Annotated in this window: 15 protein-coding genes and 1 riboswitch; of the genes, 4 read left to right on the top strand and 11 right to left on the bottom strand. The window is 72.8% G+C overall.

Annotated elements, in window-relative coordinates; translation table 11 throughout:
• Window positions 1-4: 4 nt before the first annotated feature.
• The 3 genes from ACPZVR_RS04365 to ACPZVR_RS04355 all read right to left on the bottom strand — a co-directional run bounded on the left by ACPZVR_RS04365 (window position 5) and on the right by ACPZVR_RS04355 (window position 3,415).
• Complete coding sequence (locus ACPZVR_RS04365; RefSeq protein ID WP_141798319.1) at window positions 5-283, bottom strand: Lrp/AsnC family transcriptional regulator; 279 nt, start codon at window positions 281-283, stop codon at window positions 5-7.
• Window positions 280-2,001, bottom strand: a complete 1,722-nt coding sequence (locus ACPZVR_RS04360; protein WP_436698351.1) for a DEDD exonuclease domain-containing protein — start codon at window positions 1,999-2,001, stop codon at window positions 280-282. Before ACPZVR_RS04360 ends, ACPZVR_RS04365 begins: the two co-directional genes overlap by 4 nt.
• Before the next feature lie 64 nt (window positions 2,002-2,065).
• Window positions 2,066-3,415: a glycosyltransferase family protein gene (locus ACPZVR_RS04355; protein ID WP_436698350.1), complete on the bottom strand. Its 1,350-nt coding sequence runs from the start codon at window positions 3,413-3,415 to the stop codon at window positions 2,066-2,068.
• 94 nt (window positions 3,416-3,509) lie between these two features.
• Between ACPZVR_RS04355 and ACPZVR_RS04350 the strand changes: the two genes are divergently transcribed.
• The 4 genes from ACPZVR_RS04350 to ACPZVR_RS04335 all read left to right on the top strand — a co-directional run bounded on the left by ACPZVR_RS04350 (window position 3,510) and on the right by ACPZVR_RS04335 (window position 7,610).
• A complete protein-coding gene (locus tag ACPZVR_RS04350; protein WP_282399995.1) occupies window positions 3,510-3,716 on the top strand; it encodes a hypothetical protein in 207 nt (68 codons plus the stop codon).
• Window positions 3,717-3,882: 166 nt separating this feature from the next.
• A riboswitch (cyclic di-AMP (ydaO/yuaA leader) is annotated at window positions 3,883-4,047 on the top strand.
• 26 nt (window positions 4,048-4,073) lie between these two features.
• On the top strand, window positions 4,074-5,069 hold the full coding sequence (locus ACPZVR_RS04345; RefSeq protein ID WP_436698349.1) for a C40 family peptidase: 996 nt from the start codon (window positions 4,074-4,076) through the stop codon (window positions 5,067-5,069).
• Window positions 5,066-6,301 (top strand): hypothetical protein, encoded by a 1,236-nt coding sequence (locus ACPZVR_RS04340; RefSeq protein ID WP_436698348.1) that lies wholly within the window; start codon window positions 5,066-5,068, stop codon window positions 6,299-6,301. Before ACPZVR_RS04345 ends, ACPZVR_RS04340 begins: the two co-directional genes overlap by 4 nt.
• Before the next feature lie 4 nt (window positions 6,302-6,305).
• A complete protein-coding gene (locus ACPZVR_RS04335; protein ID WP_436698347.1) occupies window positions 6,306-7,610 on the top strand; it encodes a M48 family metalloprotease in 1,305 nt (434 codons plus the stop codon).
• Here the strand turns inward: ACPZVR_RS04335 and ACPZVR_RS04330 are convergent.
• From ACPZVR_RS04330 to ACPZVR_RS04295, 8 genes are all read right to left on the bottom strand, one after another.
• Window positions 7,600-7,749: a Flp family type IVb pilin gene (locus ACPZVR_RS04330; protein WP_436698346.1), complete on the bottom strand. Its 150-nt coding sequence runs from the start codon at window positions 7,747-7,749 to the stop codon at window positions 7,600-7,602. The two genes, ACPZVR_RS04335 and ACPZVR_RS04330, sit on opposite strands and share 11 nt — an antisense overlap.
• 128 nt (window positions 7,750-7,877) lie before the next feature.
• Window positions 7,878-8,066 (bottom strand): Flp family type IVb pilin, encoded by a 189-nt coding sequence (locus tag ACPZVR_RS04325; protein ID WP_436698345.1) that lies wholly within the window; start codon window positions 8,064-8,066, stop codon window positions 7,878-7,880.
• Window positions 8,067-8,242: 176 nt separating this feature from the next.
• Window positions 8,243-8,905 (bottom strand): response regulator transcription factor, encoded by a 663-nt coding sequence (locus ACPZVR_RS04320; protein WP_436698344.1) that lies wholly within the window; start codon window positions 8,903-8,905, stop codon window positions 8,243-8,245.
• Entirely contained in the window at window positions 8,902-10,476 is a 1,575-nt protein-coding gene (locus tag ACPZVR_RS04315; RefSeq protein ID WP_436698343.1) for a sensor histidine kinase, read from the bottom strand. The genes ACPZVR_RS04320 and ACPZVR_RS04315 overlap by 4 nt, the downstream gene beginning before the upstream one ends.
• A 30-nt stretch (window positions 10,477-10,506) precedes the next feature.
• Window positions 10,507-11,427: a type II secretion system F family protein gene (locus ACPZVR_RS04310; RefSeq protein WP_436698732.1), complete on the bottom strand. Its 921-nt coding sequence runs from the start codon at window positions 11,425-11,427 to the stop codon at window positions 10,507-10,509.
• Complete coding sequence (locus ACPZVR_RS04305) at window positions 11,427-13,376, bottom strand: type II secretion system F family protein (RefSeq protein ID WP_436698342.1); 1,950 nt, start codon at window positions 13,374-13,376, stop codon at window positions 11,427-11,429. Before ACPZVR_RS04305 ends, ACPZVR_RS04310 begins: the two co-directional genes overlap by 1 nt.
• On the bottom strand, window positions 13,376-14,935 hold the full coding sequence (locus ACPZVR_RS04300) for a TadA family conjugal transfer-associated ATPase (protein WP_436698341.1): 1,560 nt from the start codon (window positions 14,933-14,935) through the stop codon (window positions 13,376-13,378). Before ACPZVR_RS04300 ends, ACPZVR_RS04305 begins: the two co-directional genes overlap by 1 nt.
• Window positions 14,935-16,122 (bottom strand): CpaE/TadZ family protein, encoded by a 1,188-nt coding sequence (locus ACPZVR_RS04295; RefSeq protein ID WP_436698340.1) that lies wholly within the window; start codon window positions 16,120-16,122, stop codon window positions 14,935-14,937. The genes ACPZVR_RS04300 and ACPZVR_RS04295 overlap by 1 nt, the downstream gene beginning before the upstream one ends.
• Window position 16,123: the final 1 nt, after the last annotated feature.

The following is a 16,123-nucleotide window of genomic DNA, read 5'->3' as shown; positions in this document are numbered from 1 at the left end:
TCGGTCAGTCGAGGCCGAGCGAGAACGCCGCCTCGAGGTCGTGACGGGAGTAGGCGCGGTAGGCGATGTGGGTCTCGGTGTCGACGACGCCGTCGACCTTGTTGAGGCGGTCGGCGACCACCGCGGCGATGTCGTCGTGGGAGCTCACCCGGACCAGGGCGATCAGGTCGATCTGACCGGTCACGGAGTAGACCTCGCTGACGCCCTCGAGCGCCGCGATCGCCTCCGCGACCTCGGGGATCCGCGCGGTCTCGGCCTGGACGAAGACGATGGCGGTGATCATGGGGCCACCCTAGTGCGCTCGAAGGCCGGCGCGTGGCGGCCCGCGCCCTGGACCGGACAGGCCCACTCGCCGACGACGTCGACGAGGCGCACCCCGGGCGACTCGAGCCAGCGCAGGATCCGCTCGGACTCCTCGGCGCTCGCCGCGGGGGTGGGGCCGATCGCCGGCAGCACGGTCTCGGCCGAGGCGCGCAGGCCCTCGACGTAGGCGAGGGCGTCGGCGCCGGAGGGGATCACGCCGGCCGCCGCGAGCCGCCCGTGGCGCACGACGTGGACGGCCCAGCGACCGTCGTCCTCGCGGCGGGCCGCGACCACCTCGGGACATCGGGTGAGCGCGCTCAGCCGCTGGGTGCGGGCCGCCGCGCGCACGAAGTCGGCGAGCCGGTCGCGGTGGCGGGCGGCCTCCTCGAACCGCTCCTGGGCGGCGAGGTCCGACATCCGTGCGTGGACGAGGTCGACGACGTCGTCGGGACGGCGCAGCAGGGTGTCGCGCAGCTGGCGGACGACGGCGGCGTAGGTCTGGGGGTCGACGCTCCCGTCGCAGGGGGACAGGCAGCGGGCCATCTCGGCCAGCACGCAGGCGCTGCGTCGCGGCTGTCGGCCCAGGCGGTCGTTGCACTGGCGGATCGGGAAGACCTCGTGCAGCGCGGCCAGCGAGCTCTCGGCGGCCGCGCGTGAGGAGAACGGGCCGAGGTAGTCGGCGTCGTCGTCGAGCACCCGCTTGACCAGCGACAGCCGCGGCCAGGGCTCCCGGGTGAGCTTCAGCCAGGTGACCTTCTCCGGGTGCCGGGAACGGCGGTTGTAGGGAGGCTTGTGCTCGGCGATCAGGCGGAGCTCGCGCACCGACGCCTCGAGCGGCGTCGCGCACTCGACCGCGCTCACCGACGACGCGATCTGGACCATCTCGCCGATCCGGGTGCGCTTCTCCGAGGCTGTGAAGTAGCTGCGGACGCGCCGCCGCAGGTCGCGTGAGGTGCCGACGTAGAGCACGCGGGAGCGGTCGTCGCGGAAGAGGTAGACGCCCGGAGCGTGGGGCAGGTGCTCGGCGAGATGTCGTTTGCGGCGGGCCGCGCTCGCGACCTTGCTGGAGTAGCCCTGGAGCTCCTCGAGGGTGTGGACGCCGAGCCCGCCGAGGCGCTCCATGAGGCCGTGCAGCACGTCGACGGTGGCGCGGGCGTCGGCCAGCGCGCGGTGGTTGGGGGTCGTGCCGGACCGGAAGACGCGGGCCAGGGACGAGAGCTTGTGGTTGGGCGCCTCGTCACGGGTGACCACGTGCCGGGCGAGCTTGACCGTGTCGACGACCTCGAAGTCCGGCCAGGCGATGTCGAGCCGGAGCGCGTCGTGCTTGAGGAAGCCGACGTCGAAGCGAGCGTTGTGGGCCACGATCACGGACCCCGCCGCGAACTCCAGGAACGCGGGCAGCGCCGAGCGGATGGATGGCGCGTCGGCGACCATGCCGTTGGTGATCCCGGTGAGGACGGCGATGAACGCGGGGATCGCCGTGTGCGGGTTGACCAGGGTCTGGAACTCCCCGAGCACCTCGCCGCCGCGGACCTTCACGGCGCCGATCTCGGTGATCATGTCGCCGTCGCCGGGAGAGCCCCCGGTCGTCTCGAGGTCGACGACGCAGAAGGTGACGTCGTGCAGCGGACGGCCGAGCTCGTCGAACCCGCGCTGCGCATCCCACCGTCGCGTGCCGCCGAGGGGTGCTGCCGTCATGTCCCCGACGGTAGGCGTCACCTCCGACGCAACCCGGGAGCCGCGCCCGGGAGCCGACGCTCGCTCAGTTGCTCGGCTCGTCCGTGCGCAGGAACATCCGGGACAGCAGGACGACCAGGCCGACGCTGATCGCCACCCACCCCCACAGCAGCGGGACGTCGCGCAGCCCGGAGGCGAAGGCGTTGTCGGTCCATTGGTGTCGGAACGAGAGTGTGGGCCGGTTGAGTACGCCTCCGAGGGCGAAGGCGGCGAACTGGAGGCCGACCGTGGCCTGGAGCATGACACGCGTGCGCTGCCCCGCCTGAGCGGCGGCCACGACCAGGGCCGGGGTCGCACAGGCGAGGAACTCCAGGCCGTGCCGGTAGCCGTAGATGCCCTCGCCGCCGTGGAACGGGGCGACCGCACCCTGGAACAGGGTGTACGCCACACCGGCGAGGAGGAGGGCCCGGGTCCAGGCCGGTTGGGTGCGCCAGGTGCGGACGACCAGCGGTAGCAGGAAGACGAGCATCGGCGTCCAGACCAGGATGCCCCGATCCAGCGAGAGCCACATCGCCGCCTCGTTGCGCAGCAGCCCGCCGAGCGTCTGGTTGAAGTCGTACTGCGCGCCCGAGCCCCGGGACAGGTAGGGGGTCGGGGCGTAGCCGCCGGACGGCGTCCAGCGACCGTAGAGCCAGAAGGTCCACAGGCTGGCTCCGAGCGTGAGCGCGGCGCCTACTACCGCGACGCGGACCACGATCCCGGGCCGTCGCTGGAGCCACGCGCACGTGAGAGCGACGGCTGCCGTCACCAGAGCGGTGTGGGGTCTGCCCCACACCGCGATCCCCCCGAACAGCCCGACCAGCAGCCAGCGGTCGCGTGCCGCGCCGAAGGCCGTCCCGCTGATGCCGAGCACGGTGAGCGTGTGGGTCCACATCCCGTCGGCCGCCACCGACCAGACCGGTGTCGCCAGCGCGAACACCAGGGCGGCGGCGGTCGCGTTGCGTCGGCTGGTCAGCCGGAGCAGCGCACCCCACATGAGGAGCACGCTGAGCGCCGTCAGCACGGCCGCGGTCACCGTGGGCGGCACCGTGGAGAAGTCCTCGGCGTCGGGTCCGGCGTCGCTCACCCACTGGCGCAGCGCGTATCCCGGCACGCCGGCCGCGATGACGCCCGGCGATCGGGCGATGACGGTGCGCCCGTCGTGGACGGTGGAGAACAGGTCGACCCGGCTGCGGTTGATCGAGGAGGTGTCGAGCCCGTCGATCGAGGGCGTGCCGGTCGCCGCGATCCGCCAGGCGCCCACATCCGCGGAGAGGACGTCGATGTGGACGCGGTGGTAGCCGGCGGTCGAGACGTAGAGCACCGTCGTCAGCAGGAACAGCGCCCACCCGACGCGGGCCGTCCGGCGGGCCCGGGCGCGGTGCTCGACGCTCACGCGGGGGATTGTGTCAGTCGCGCAGGGGCGCGGGAGGCGGTACGCGCGAGTCCGCCGCGGGGATTGTGTCGGGGGCCGGTGCGAGTCTCGCCCCATGACGACGAGGATCGACTGCGACACCTGCGTGGTGCGAGGCCTGGCCTGCCACGACTGTGTGGTGACGGTGCTGCTCGGGCCACCTCCCGAGCTCGTGATCGGAGACGACGAGATGGCCGCGCTCGAGGCGTTGGCCGACGGGGGCCTGGTGCCCCCGTTGCGCCTGGTCCAGCCGGTCGACGGCCCCCGGGTGGAGTCGGCGTGACCAGGGTGACCAGCGTTGTCCGTGGGGCAGATGTGACTGCTGAGGCGCGGGGGACCCCACGTTCGTCCCCAACACGCCCGAGACGGGTTTGGCGCGACCGGGGCCTGTGACTAGGCTGCTCGCTCAGGTGTCCGAGGAGTGGGTCGACCGACCCGCGCGGGCACCGCGCTGAGTCCGGAGCCGCTCGGGGGTCCGGAGCCGGGGACCCAACCACTCTGGGGTGAATCCCGCACGAGGCGCGAGGGCAGCGGTCCGACCGGGCCGCGGTCCGCGCGAGGAGTGCGGGTAGGGCGAGTCGTGCCCGAACCCGTCAGCTCACCCGGTAGGCGTACGACGACCAGAGGGGACCGCCAGCTCGTGCTGAACGGCCGGACACGCACCACCGCCGCACTCGCGGCACTCGCCGTCACCGGAGCGATCACGCTGTCGATCAGCGGCGCGACCACCCCCGCGCAGGCGGAGCCCGACATCACCACCGTCCAGGCTCGCGTCGACCGGCTCTTCCACGAGTCGGAGCAGGCGGCCGAGCGCTACAACGACGCCGAGCTCGAGCTCGCCGAGCTCAACGACGACCTGGCCTCCCTCGAGGCCGACCAGTCCCGCCAGGGCGACGCGCTCGCCGGCGTCCGCTCCGACGTGCGCGACTCGCTCATCCAGCAGTACCAGTCCGGCAACCTCGGGCCGACCGGTGAGCTGTTGGCCTCCGACTCCCAGGGCTTCCTCGACGAGCTCTCCACCCGCTCCACCGTGGAGGGGCTCCAGGACTCGCTCCTCGCCGACTACGACGCGGAGCTCGAGGCCTACGACATCCGCCGGGACCAGACCGCCGAGCGCCGTGACGACATCCGGAAGCTGCAGGCACAGCTGGCCGAGGAGAAGAAGACCGCCGACGCCAAGCTGGCCGAGGCCCAGGACCTGCTCTCGCAGCTCGAGGCGGAGGAGCGCGCCGCGCTCCTGTCCCGCAACGCGGGCCGCCCGATCGACGCCACGTCCATCCCTGCGTCAGGTCGCGCCGCCGCGGCGATCGAGTACGCCCTCGCCCAGGTCGGCGACGCCTATGTCTGGGGCGCCGCCGGCCCCAACGCCTTCGACTGCTCGGGCCTGACGATGATGGCCTACGCCCAGGCCGACGTCAGCCTGCCGCACTCCTCCCGTGCCCAGTACGGCACCGGCACCCGGGTCGCGAAGAGCGACCTGCAGGCCGGCGACCTCGTCTTCTACTACAACCCGATCAGCCACGTGGGCATCTACCTCGGCAACGGGTTGATCGTGCACGCGGCCAACCCTGGCGCCGGCGTGAAGGTCTCCGACCTCGACGAGATGCCCTACACCGGAGCGGTCCGGCCTGGGTGAGCCACCCGGCAGCGCGACGAGGACGCTCCCTCGCCGCGGTCCTGACGGCGGCAGCCCTCCTGGCGGGCGGCTGCTCCGGCGACGACTACGTCGCGCCGCCGCCGGTCGTCACCAGCGACGTCGCGGACGCCGCCGCGGCGTCCGCGACCCTGGCCGGCCTCCAGGAGGCGATCCGTGACGGCGACGGGCGCGCCGCCGCCGAGCTGGCGGCCGACGCCGCCGCGCGGGACCTCCTCATGGCCGCGGTCGCCAACGCCGACGCACTCGGGCTCGTCGACGTGACCCTGCGCTATGTGACGGAGACCGGCCGCACCAGCGGTGCCGACGCCTGGGACGGCCAGGTGGCGCTGACCTGGCGGGTCGACGACATCGACGCCGTCCCGGCCCGGACCGAGCTCCCTGTCACCTTCGCCGGCGCCAGCACCGGCAGCGGGGTCGCGATCGCCGCGGTGGGCGGCACCGGTGCCCGCCTCCCGCTGTGGCTGAGCGGTCCGCTCGCCGTACGTACCGACGGGGAGGTGGCGGTCGCGGTCGCGGGCGACGACGCGGATGCCGAGCGCTACCTCCGGGTGGCGCGCCGCGCGGTCGAGCAGGTCCGCGCGCTGGTGCCCGGCGACGGCGGTCTCGTCGTGGAGGTGCCGGCCGACGCCGACGGGCTCCGGCGCGCGCTCGACACCGAGCCGGGGCAGTACGACGCGATCGCGGCGATCACCGCGCCGGTCGACGGCACCGAGGCCGCCGGGAGCCCGGTGCACGTGTTCGTCAACCGGAGTGTGTACGACGGTCTCGACCGGGTCGCGGCCCAGGTCGTGATGACCCACGAGGCGGTGCACGCGCTCACCGACGCGGTGGCGGCGCGCCGGGCGCCCCTGTGGCTGGTCGAGGGCTTCGCCGACTACGTGGCGCTGCGTGACGTCGATCTGCCCCTGACGACGACGGCGGGCCAGATCGCCGCTCAGGTCGATCGGGACGGCCCGCCGGCACAGCTGCCCGCCCCCGGCGACTTCGACCCGACGGCCAGCCACCTCGGGGCCGTCTACGAGGCGGCCTGGCTCGTCTGCGCCACCCTCGCCGAGCACGCGGGGGAGCGGGCGCTGGTCGAGGTCTACGACGACGTCCTCGGCGGCCGCGGTCTCGCGAGCGCGCTGCGCGAGCACGCCGGTTGGACGGAGGCGGAGCTCACCTCGGCCTGGCAGGACCGCCTCGCGGCGTTGCCGGGCGTGGCAGGCTGACCGCGTGCTCGACAACACCGCGGCCGTGCGCCGCGTCGCGCTCGGCACCGCGTTGCTGGGCGCCGCCGCCTTCGTGCTGATCGCGCTGGCCCGCGTGCCGTGGCATCCGGTCCCGGGCGGCCTGCCCGATCCGGTCACGGCCTCCTCGGTGTTCACCCCCGAGCAGATCGAGCGCGGCGAGCACTACGCCCAGTGGGCGCGGGTCTGGAGCTGGTCGCGCCTCGCCGTCTCCCTCGGCGTGGCGGTGTGGCTGGGCTTCGGACGCGCCGGCCGGCGCTGGGTGAGCCGCCTGCGCGGGTGGTGGTGGGCCCGGGTCGTCCTCGTCGTGCTGTCGCTGAGCGTGGTCGGCGAGCTGGTCGCCCTGCCGTTCGGCGTCGCCCTGCGGCTGCTCGGCCTCGACGAGGGGCTGGTGGCCGGGACCTGGGCCGAGTGGAGCGTCGACCGGGTCAAGGGCCTGCTGGTGACGGTCGTCGGGACGTCGATCGCCGTCATCGCACTCGTCGGCTGCATGCGCCGCCTGCCGCGACTGTGGCCGGCGGTCGCGGGGCTGGCGGCCGCGATGCTGGTCATGCTCGGCTCGTTCGCCTATCCGATGGTCGTGGAGCCGGTGTTCAACCGGTTCGCATCGCTGCCCGACGGCCCGCTCCGCTCGGAGGTGCTCGCGCTCGCCGACGCGGAGGGCGTCGCCGTCGACGACGTGCTGGTCGCCGACGCGTCGCGCCGCACCACCACCCTCAACGCCTATGTGTCGGGCTTCGGGCACAGCCGCCGGGTCGTCCTCTACGACACGTTGGTCGACGACTCGCCTCGCCACGAGGCGCTGTCGGTCGTCGCGCACGAGCTCGCGCACGCGAAGTACGACGACGTGCTGACCGGCACGCTCCTCGGGGCGTCCGGCGCACTGCTGGGTGTGGGACTGCTCGGCCTCGTCCTGCCGGGCCCTCGGCGCGCGCGCCCGGACCGGGAGCCGCCGCCGAACCACGAAGAAACGGCCGACGGGGCAGCCGACGGGGCGGCCGACGAGGTGTCTGCGGTGCCCCGGATCCTGGCGCTGGTCGCGCTGGCGACGGTGCTGACGGCGCCGGCGCAGAACGGGATCAGTCGCGTCCTGGAGACGCGCGCGGACCAGACGGCGCTGGAGGTGACCAACGCCCCCCAGGCGTTCGTCGACCTCCAGCGCCGTCTGGCCCTGCGGTCCCATGCCGACCCCACGCCCCCGGCATGGTCGCAGTGGTGGTTCGGCTCGCACCCGACGGTGCTGCAGCGGATCGGGCTGGCCAACCGCTTCGAGGCGCGGCCTACGGAGTGACCGCGTTGTCGATGCTGGCGTTGGTGTGCTCGAAGAGCCCGACGACCTCGCCTCGGAACACCAGCACGGAGAACACGATCGCGGCGGCGATCAGTGCGACGAGGAGGCCGTACTCGACGGCGGTCGCGCCACGCTGCACCGTGCTCCTTCCCCTGGTCGGCGTCCTCGGGACGATCGATCCGCTTGTCGCGCCTGTCCGGAAAAGACTCACGAGGGCCGGGCGCCGCACCTGCAACACCGGACCCTCGCTCGTCGCTTCGCGCTGCGTCAGCGCTTGTCGATGCTGTTGGCGGTGTCGGTGAAGGCATCCTGGATGGAGCCGCGGAGCAGCAGAACGGCCGCGATGATGGCCGCCGCGATGAGGGCGACGAGCAGGCCGTACTCGACGGCCGTGGCGCCGCGCTCCTCCATCTTGGCGAGGCGGGCGTTGATGAGAAGCTGGAGGTACTGGATCATCGGGTTCTCCCTGTGTGCACTGGTGCTGCCTTGTCCCCGGGGAGTGCTCCCCGATAGCGGGAACTCTGCCGGAATCGCGCCGGTGGGGGATCGGGAGTTCGTCTCCTCGCGGCTAGTCACTTCTGACTAGCGCCGGACCGCGTGCTAGGGGTCCCGGCTCGCCGGGGCGGACCGGGTCAGCGGGCGGAGGGCTGGACGGTCGAGAGCAGACCGATCCGCATCGCCGTGACCAGCGCCTGGGCCCGGTTGGCGGCGCCCAGCTTCTGGTAGATCCGGGCGATGTGGGACTTGGTCGTCGACTCCGAGAGATAGAGCCGCTGACCGATCGCCGCGGCGTTGAGGCCCTCGGCGAGCAGCAGCAGCACGTCGTGCTCCCGCTCGGTCAGCGCCGTCGACTCGGCCGACTGGCGGCGCATCATCGCCCCGACGAGGCCGGCGCAGACGAAGGCCTTGGGGGAGACCGCGGCATGCCGCGCCGCCTTGATCACCTCGGTCGACGGCGCGTCCTTGCCGACGAAGCCGGAGGCCCCCGCCTGCATGGCGGCGAAGATCTGCTCGTCGCCGGAGTGCATGGTCAGCACGATCAGGCCGACCTCGTCGCTCTCCTTGCGCAGCGTGCGGACCACGTCGAGTCCGGTGCCGTCCTGCATCTGCAGGTCGGTGATGACGACGTCGGGGCGCACCTCCCGGTAGCGCTGCACCCCCTCCGCGACGGAGCCCGCCGTCGCCACCACATTCAGGTCGGGCTCCAGGTCGATGACCGCGCCCAGACCGTCGCGGATCAGCTCGTGGTCGTCGATGAGCAGGACGGTGGTGGGGGCGCCGGCGGGGTGGGTCATCGTTGCTCCGTGAGGATCGGGGAGGCGTCGTCGCTGGCGAGCGCGCTCCGGGGGATCTTGAGGGCGACCGTGACCGTCAGGCCCCGGCTGGCGTTGTCGCGGACGACGAGCTCCGCGCCGATCAGTCTGGCACGTTCGCGCATGATCTTCAGCCCGTGCGAGTCGGAGCGTGCCGCCTGCATGCCGACGCCGTCGTCGGTGACGGTGATGATGGCCTCCGGCGCGTAGACCTGGCAGCGCACGTCGATCGAGGTGGCCCGGGCGTGCTTGACGGCGTTGTTCATCGCCTCCTGGGCGATCCGGAAGAGCTCGGCCTCCACCTCGGGGCGCAGCCGGGTCGGCTGCTCGTCGAGGCGCACCCGGATGGGGATGCCGGACGATTCGGAGAGATGACGCGCGACATTGCTGATCGCGGCGCCGAGGCTCTCGCTCTCGCCGATGCTGGTGCGCAGGTTCATCACCGACTGCCGCACCTCGGCCACGACCTTCGTCACGCGGTCGCGCAGCATGCCCAGTGCCTTCGCCTGCTGCTCGTCGGCCGGCCGGGCGGCCAGGGCGTCGATGATGTAGCCGAGGGACGCGATGTCCTGGGCCACACCGTCGTGCATCTCGCGGGCGAGTCGGTTGCGCTCGTCGGCGGTCGCGGCATCGCGGAACTGCGCGAAGAGGAGGGCCGCGTCGAGCTTGACCGCGATGTCGGCGAGATCGCGGGCCACCGCGGCCAGCGGGAGCGGGCGCCCGACGTCCGAGCCGGCCGGGCGCAGGCCGGCGACGATGGCCTGCTCGCTGACCCGGAAGGCGAAGCCCTCGCCGATCTCGACCGGGTGGCCGGCGTCCGGCGCCTGCAGCCGCACGTCGCCGGCGAGCGTCTCGACGGCGACCGCGTCGGCCGCGCCGAGCTCGACGGTGGACGCCACAGGCGACAGGGTCTCGCCGCGAGGGACGTACAGCACGAGGGCCCGGTTGGGGATGTCGTCGCCGACCTGGCTGAGCAGCTCGCCGCCCAGGGCGCCGACGTCGAGGCCCGAGCTCAGGCTGCCGGCCAGGTCGATGAGCTGCTTGAGGTGCTCCTGGGCGTCGCGATAGGGCGCCAACGGGTCGGTGACCCGGTCGGAGGAGAAGGTGACCGCGGCGATCAGGCTCAGTCCCAGCCCCGCCATGGTCCAGGTGAAGATCGCCACCGCCTGGTCGGCGGTGACCGACTCCCACCACATCAGACCGAGCGCGACCACGGTGATCAACTCGACGAGGACCGTCCGGAGCATGGTCCGGACCCCGGCGATCGCCGTGGCATAGAGCGGCGGCACGACGAGCGCCGCGAGGATCACCGGAGAGTCGGCCATGCCCAGTGCGCAGACCACGCCGATCGCCGCTGCCTCGGTCGCCGGGCTCAGCGACAGCTCGAGCTCGCGCCGGGTGGCGGTCACGCCCTGGTAGATCCAGATCCCACCCACGACGGCGAGCGCGAGGAGCCCCTGTTCCTGGTGGAACCAGGCGATGGGACCGCCGATGGCCAGCAGCGCGAAGAGGCGCGCCGCGCCCACCACCGCGTAGGTCTGGCTGCTCGGCATGGTCTCCACCCTAGTGCCGCTGCCGCCCGCTCACTTGCCGTTGAACGCGTCCATCGCGTTCAACACGGCCGGGCCCATCACGACGACGAACAGGCACGGCAGGATGAACAGGATCAGCGGGACCATGATCTTGACCGGCACCTGCTGGGCCTTCTCCTCGGCGTACTGGCGCCGCTTCACCCGGATCTCGCCGGACTGCACGCGCAGCACCTGGCCGATCGGGATGCCGAAGGCGTCGGCCTGCACCATCGAGCCCACGAAGGTGTTGAGGTCCTCGACGTTGCTGCGTGCCCCCATCGACTTGAGCGCGTCGGAACGGCTCATGCCGAGCTGCATCTCGCGCAGCACCCGGGAGAACTCCTCGGCCACCGGGCCGGTCGTGTTGCGCGCGACCTGCTGGACCGCGGCGTCGAAGCCGAGGCCGGCCTCGACGCTGATCGTGAGCAGGTCGACGGCGTCGGCCAGCGACCGGCGGATCTGGTCGGCCCGGTGGGCCGCCTTGTTGTAGAGGTAGAGGTCGGGCGCGAAGAAGCCGAGCGCGGCCGCCGCGACGGCGATGATGACCAGGGTGGGGATCGACCCGCCGAGCAGGGCGCCGTAGGCGACGACGAGGACCGGGAGGGCCACCGCGCAGAGGACCTTCAGCGACAGCACCCGGTCGATGGTCCAGCCGCGCGGGTTGCCGGCGAAGTCGAGCCGGCGCCGGATCCGGTCCGCCTTGTCGGCGCCGGTCAGACGACGACCGACGCTGAGGGCCCGGGCCTGGAAAGGCGCGAGGATACGGTCCGCGAACGGGCGGTCCGCCTCCTCGGCGAGTTCGCGACCGGGCTGCCCGGAGCGCTCCAGCGCCTCGAGCGCGCGGGCGAGGCCGTCGGGCTGCTCCTTGGCGAACGCGGCACCGACGGCGGCGATGGCCCCGAGGAGGAGGATGAAGGCGAGCAGGAGCAGCATCACGCCTCCACCTTGACCATGCGCGACATCCAGAACGACCCGATCGCCATCCACACCACGCCGAAGCCGGACAGGATCCAGCCGCGCGGGTCGTTGATCAGCGGGTCGAGGAACTCCCGGTTGACGAGCAAGAGGAACAGCAGGAACAGGACCGGCAGGGCGCACAGGATGATGGCGGACATCCGGCCCTCGGCGGAGAGCGCCCGGACGTGGCGGCGCAGGAACTGCCGCTCGCGCATGGTCGCGGCGACCGTCGTCAGCAGCTCGGCGAGGTTGCCGCCCACCTGGCGCTGGATCCGGATGGCCATCACGGCCCAGCCGAAGTCCTTGCTCTGGAAGCGCGCGGCGACGCCCTCGAAGGCGTCCTCGATCGCCACCCCGATCCGCGCCTCGACGAGGACCCGCTTGAACTCGGAGGCGATCGGCTCGGGGCCCTCGCGCACGACGGTGTCGACCGCCTGGGCCAGCGACAGGCCGGCACTCAGCGCCCCGGACAGCAGCTGCAGGACCTCGGGCAGGGCGGCGTCGAACGCGCGGCGGCGCCGTCCCGCCATGGAGGCCAGGTAGAGCGGAGGCAGGAAGAACGCCAGCACCAGGAACAGCAGGCCCACGATGATGCTGCCGCGGCCGAGCAGGAGACCGATCACGCCGCCCGCGAGCACCGTGCCGATGTGGAGCAGCAGCCACTCGGACGGCTTGAACTCGCTGCCGGCCGCCGCGAGGCGCCGCGTCATGCGGTCGTTGAGGGCGCTGTTGCGCTCGAGGATGCCCGCGGCCGCGGCCTTGGCCTGGTCGAGGACCGGGTCGGCCTGTGGCTTGTGCTGCTCGCGCTCCTCGAGTCCCGACACCCGTGTGCTGTACGCCGTCACGCGGTCCGCGATGCTCATCGGCGCCGGTCGCGGCGGGACGAGCAGGAGCGCAACCGCGACCAGGCCGAACGCGAACACGCCGATGCCGACCCACAGCAGCCAGGCCGGCGCGGTCCAGCCGGCGCTCTCCGCGGAGATGGTGGGCAGCGGCGCGGCGGCCCCCGGAGTGCTGGCGGCCTCGATCTGGGCCAGGGCACGTGCCACGACCGGCTCGCCGGCACTCGTCGGGAGGGTCACCTGGACCGTCGCGACATCGGCCGAGAACCCCTCCGGGAGCGGCGCCGTGACGAGCACCTGGTCGGCCAGCGCCTCGGCCTGCTCGGCGAACGCCGCGGCCAGGGCGGCGCCGCTGGACGTGATCACGTCGCCCTCGCCGGCCGCGGCGACCGTGCGCAGCGGGGCGAGCTGGCCGGCGGGGAGGTCCAGCCCGACGATGTGGACCCGGGTGCCGGCGTCCTCGATCGCGGCGGTCGCGTCCTCCAGCGTGGTGCTGCTGCCCGCGTCGGCACCGTCGGAGAGCAGCAGCAGGGCCCGCTGTCCGCTGGTGCCGGCCACCTCGGTGGCGGCGATGATGCCGTCGTAGAGCAGGGTGTTGCGCTGCAGGGTCAGGCCGCCGATCACCGTGCGGGCCGCGACCCGGTCGGTGGTCGGCTCGAGCGCGACCTCGACGGTGCTGTCGAAGGTGACGATGCCGACCTCGACGTCGTCGGGGACGGTGTCCAGATAGGTCGTGGCGGCTCGCTGGGCGGCCTCGAAGCGGCCCTTCTTGCGCATCGAGTTGCTGGTGTCGATGAGCAGCACGGTCGTGCGCCGCACCGCGGAGCCGGCGTTGGTGCTGGTCGCGGTCGCCTCCAGCCCGGCTCCGTCCAGCGTGGCGCTCACGCCGGACAGGTCCACCCGCACGCCGGCGGGGACGTCGACGAGGATCCGGATCCCGTCGCCGGTCGACTCCACGTGGGCGATGCCGCCGTCGACGGCGTACGCCGGTGCGGGCACCAGCGGGGCGAGCAGGGCGACGAGGACGGCCAGCAGCGACGCGACCGCACGGGCGCGCCCGCGGACAGTGCGCTGCCCGCGCATCAGATGCGTTCCGTCCGGAAGATGGTCGGGTCGACCGCGACGTTGGCGTAGGCGAGCTTCTCCAGGAACTTCGGTCGCAGACCGGTCGAGCGGAGCCGGCCGAGGACCCGGCCGTTCTCGTCGAAGCCGGCGGAGTTGTCGAAGACGAAGACGTCCTGGAGCGTGATGATGTCGCCCTCCATCCGCTCCACCTCGGTGATGTGGGTGATCCGGCGCGAGCCGTCCTTGAAGCGGGTCTGGTGCACGATCAGGTCGACCGCCGAGGCCACCTGCTCGCGGATGGCGCGGATCGGGAGCTCCATGCCGGCCATCAGGACCATCGTCTCCATGCGCGAGAGCGTGTCGCGCGGGCCGTTGGAGTGCAGGGTGCAGATGGAGCCGTCGTGGCCGGTGTTCATCGCCTGCAGCATGTCGAGCGCCGAGGCGTCGCGGACCTCGCCGACGACGATGCGGTCGGGGCGCATGCGCAGGCTGTTGCGTACCAGGTCGCGGATCGTCACCGCACCCTTGCCCTCGATGTTGGCGGGCCGGGACTCCAGCCGGACGACGTGGTCCTGCTTGAGCTGGAGCTCGGCGGCGTCCTCGATCGTCACGATGCGCTCGTCGGTGGGGATGAAGGACGACAGCACGTTGAGCGTGGTCGTCTTCCCCGCTCCGGTGCCGCCCGACACGATGATGTTGAGCCGGCCGCGCACGCACGCGTCGAGGAAGTCGGCCGTCTGCGGCGTCAGCGAGCCGAAGTTGATGAGGTCCTGCACGGTGAGCGGGTCGGTCGAGAACTTCCGGATGGTCAGCGCGGACCCGTCGATCGCCAGGGGTGGCACGATCGCGTTCACCCGGCTGCCGTCGGGGAGGCGGGCGTCGACCATGGGGGAGGACTCGTCGACGCGCCGGCCGATCCGCGACACGATCTTGTCGATCGTGCGGCGCAGGTGGGCCTCGTCGGCGAAGTGTGCCTCGACCTTGACCAGGCGGCCGTCCTTCTCGAGCCACACGTCGTCGTGACCGTTGACCATGACCTCGGAGACCTCGGGGTCGCGCAGGTAGGGGTCGATCGGGCCGTAGCCGAGGATGTCGTCGGTGATCTCCTGCGTGACCCGGGCGCGGTCGGCTGCGCTGAGCGGCCGGTCCTGGGCGCCGAGGACGTCGGACAGCACGGTGCGGACGGTCCGGTCCAGCTCGTCCTGGTCCATCTCGGCGTCGTAGAGGTGGGGGCCGAGCTCCTTGATCAGCTCCACGTGCACGCTGGACTTGAGGTCCTCGAGGCGGTCGGAGTCGCCGGCGATCCGGCGCCCGCCCTTGCCGTCGCCGGCCGCGGCGGCGGCGCGCGAGGACAGCGGGCCGGGGGCCTTGCGCTCGCCGCCCACCGATCCCGGGGTGGCGGGCGCCGCGGGCGGGGTGCTGGTGGTGACGCCGGGGAGCCGTGCCCCGGCGGCCGGCTCGGTGGCGGAGACGACGTCGGCGAGGAGCTCGGCGTCGGCGCCCGGCGTGGCGGCGTGCCGGCCCTGGGCCGCGGCCTCACGGCGGGCGGCGGCGAGACGCTCGGAGAGACTGGACACTAGCTCCTCCCGCGCCGGAACAGCCCGCGCGAGCGCGGCGCCTCGGTCTGCTGGGGCGCCGCGGCCGCCGGCGCGGGGATCGGCTCGCCGGTCACCGACGCCGCGAGGTGCGCGTAGGCGAGGCTCGCCGGGTGGCCCGGCTTGTGCGAGACGATCGGCGTGCCGGCGTTCGTGGCAGCCGCGATGTCGACCGCCGTGGCGACCTGGGCGCTGACCGGCATGCCGAGGATCGCCTCGACCTTCTCGACACTGATGCCGACCTGGTCGTCGGCGCGGTTGAGTAGCAGGTGCCGGTGTCCCCGGGCGATGCTCAGCATGTCCATCGTCTCGAGGGCGACCTTCACGTTCTTGAGCGTGGGTACGTCGAGCGTGGCGACGATGACGCACTCGTCGGTCTCGTCCAGCGCCGTGAGGGTCGCGTCGTCGAACGAGGGCGACGTGTCGACGACGATGTAGTCGAAGCCGTCGCGCAGGGCGCGCAGGATCCGGGAGATGAGCAGCGGGGTCACCCGCTCCCGCACGTCGGGGTGGGCCGGCGCGGCCAGGACCGTCAGCGTGTCCTGGTGCCGCGTCAGCAGTCCTTCGAGCATGGCGAGGTCGATGGAGTCCTCGGAGCCGACCGCCTGCTCGATCGAGTGGGTCGGGAAGAGCTGCATCGTGATGGCGACGTCGCCGAAGGCGAGGTCGAGGTCGACCAGGCACACCTTGCGGGCACCGCGGTCGGTCAGCGCCAGGGCGAGGTTGACCGACGAGGTCGTCTTGCCGACACCCCCCTTGGGGGAGAAGACGGTGACGACCCGGCCGAGCTGGCGGGCGCCACCCGGACCGCGCAGCGCCTGGTAGAGCTGGTGGGCGCGCTCGATGGCGCTGGTCAGGGCCTTCTCGTCGCCTCCGGCGACGACGACGTCGCGCACCCCGGCGTGCATCGCGCGGGTGAGCACCTCGGTGTCGAAGTGGTCGCGGACCAGGACGACGCTGACGGTCGGTCGCTTGATGCGCAGCTCCTCGGCCGTGGCCAGGGCCGCGAGCAGCTCGACCGACGGGCCGAGCGCGACGACGTACTCGTCGGGGTGCTGGTCGAGCCAGGCCAGCGCGCGCTCAGTGGTGGCGACGGCCTGCGAGCCGGTGGGCATGGCCCGGACCAGGCTGTCGACGACGGTGGGATCCTGTTCGACCAGAACCGGCATG

It is taken from the genome of Nocardioides segetis (assembly GCF_051390595.1).
In the GTDB taxonomy this organism is placed as follows: domain Bacteria; phylum Actinomycetota; class Actinomycetes; order Propionibacteriales; family Nocardioidaceae; genus Nocardioides.
This window is presented reverse-complemented; position numbering and strand designations above follow the sequence as displayed.

Bases quoted from the DNA above. Each gene is read 5' to 3' on its own strand.
- ACPZVR_RS04365 (WP_141798319.1), bottom strand. From the start codon at position 283: ATGATCACCGCCATCGTCTTCGTCCAGGCCGAGACCGCGCGGATCCCC.
- ACPZVR_RS04305 (WP_436698342.1), bottom strand. From the start codon at position 13,376: ATGCGCGGGCAGCGCACTGTCCGCGGGCGCGCCCGTGCGGTCGCGTCG.
- ACPZVR_RS04295 (WP_436698340.1), bottom strand. From the start codon at position 16,122: ATGCCGGTTCTGGTCGAACAGGATCCCACCGTCGTCGACAGCCTGGTC.
- ACPZVR_RS04350 (WP_282399995.1), top strand. From the start codon at position 3,510: ATGACGACGAGGATCGACTGCGACACCTGCGTGGTGCGAGGCCTGGCC.
- ACPZVR_RS04360 (WP_436698351.1), bottom strand. From the start codon at position 2,001: ATGACGGCAGCACCCCTCGGCGGCACGCGACGGTGGGATGCGCAGCGC.
- ACPZVR_RS04315 (WP_436698343.1), bottom strand. From the start codon at position 10,476: ATGCCGAGCAGCCAGACCTACGCGGTGGTGGGCGCGGCGCGCCTCTTC.
- ACPZVR_RS04310 (WP_436698732.1), bottom strand. From the start codon at position 11,427: ATGCTGCTCCTGCTCGCCTTCATCCTCCTCCTCGGGGCCATCGCCGCC.
- ACPZVR_RS04320 (WP_436698344.1), bottom strand. From the start codon at position 8,905: ATGACCCACCCCGCCGGCGCCCCCACCACCGTCCTGCTCATCGACGAC.
- ACPZVR_RS04325 (WP_436698345.1), bottom strand. From the start codon at position 8,066: ATGATCCAGTACCTCCAGCTTCTCATCAACGCCCGCCTCGCCAAGATG.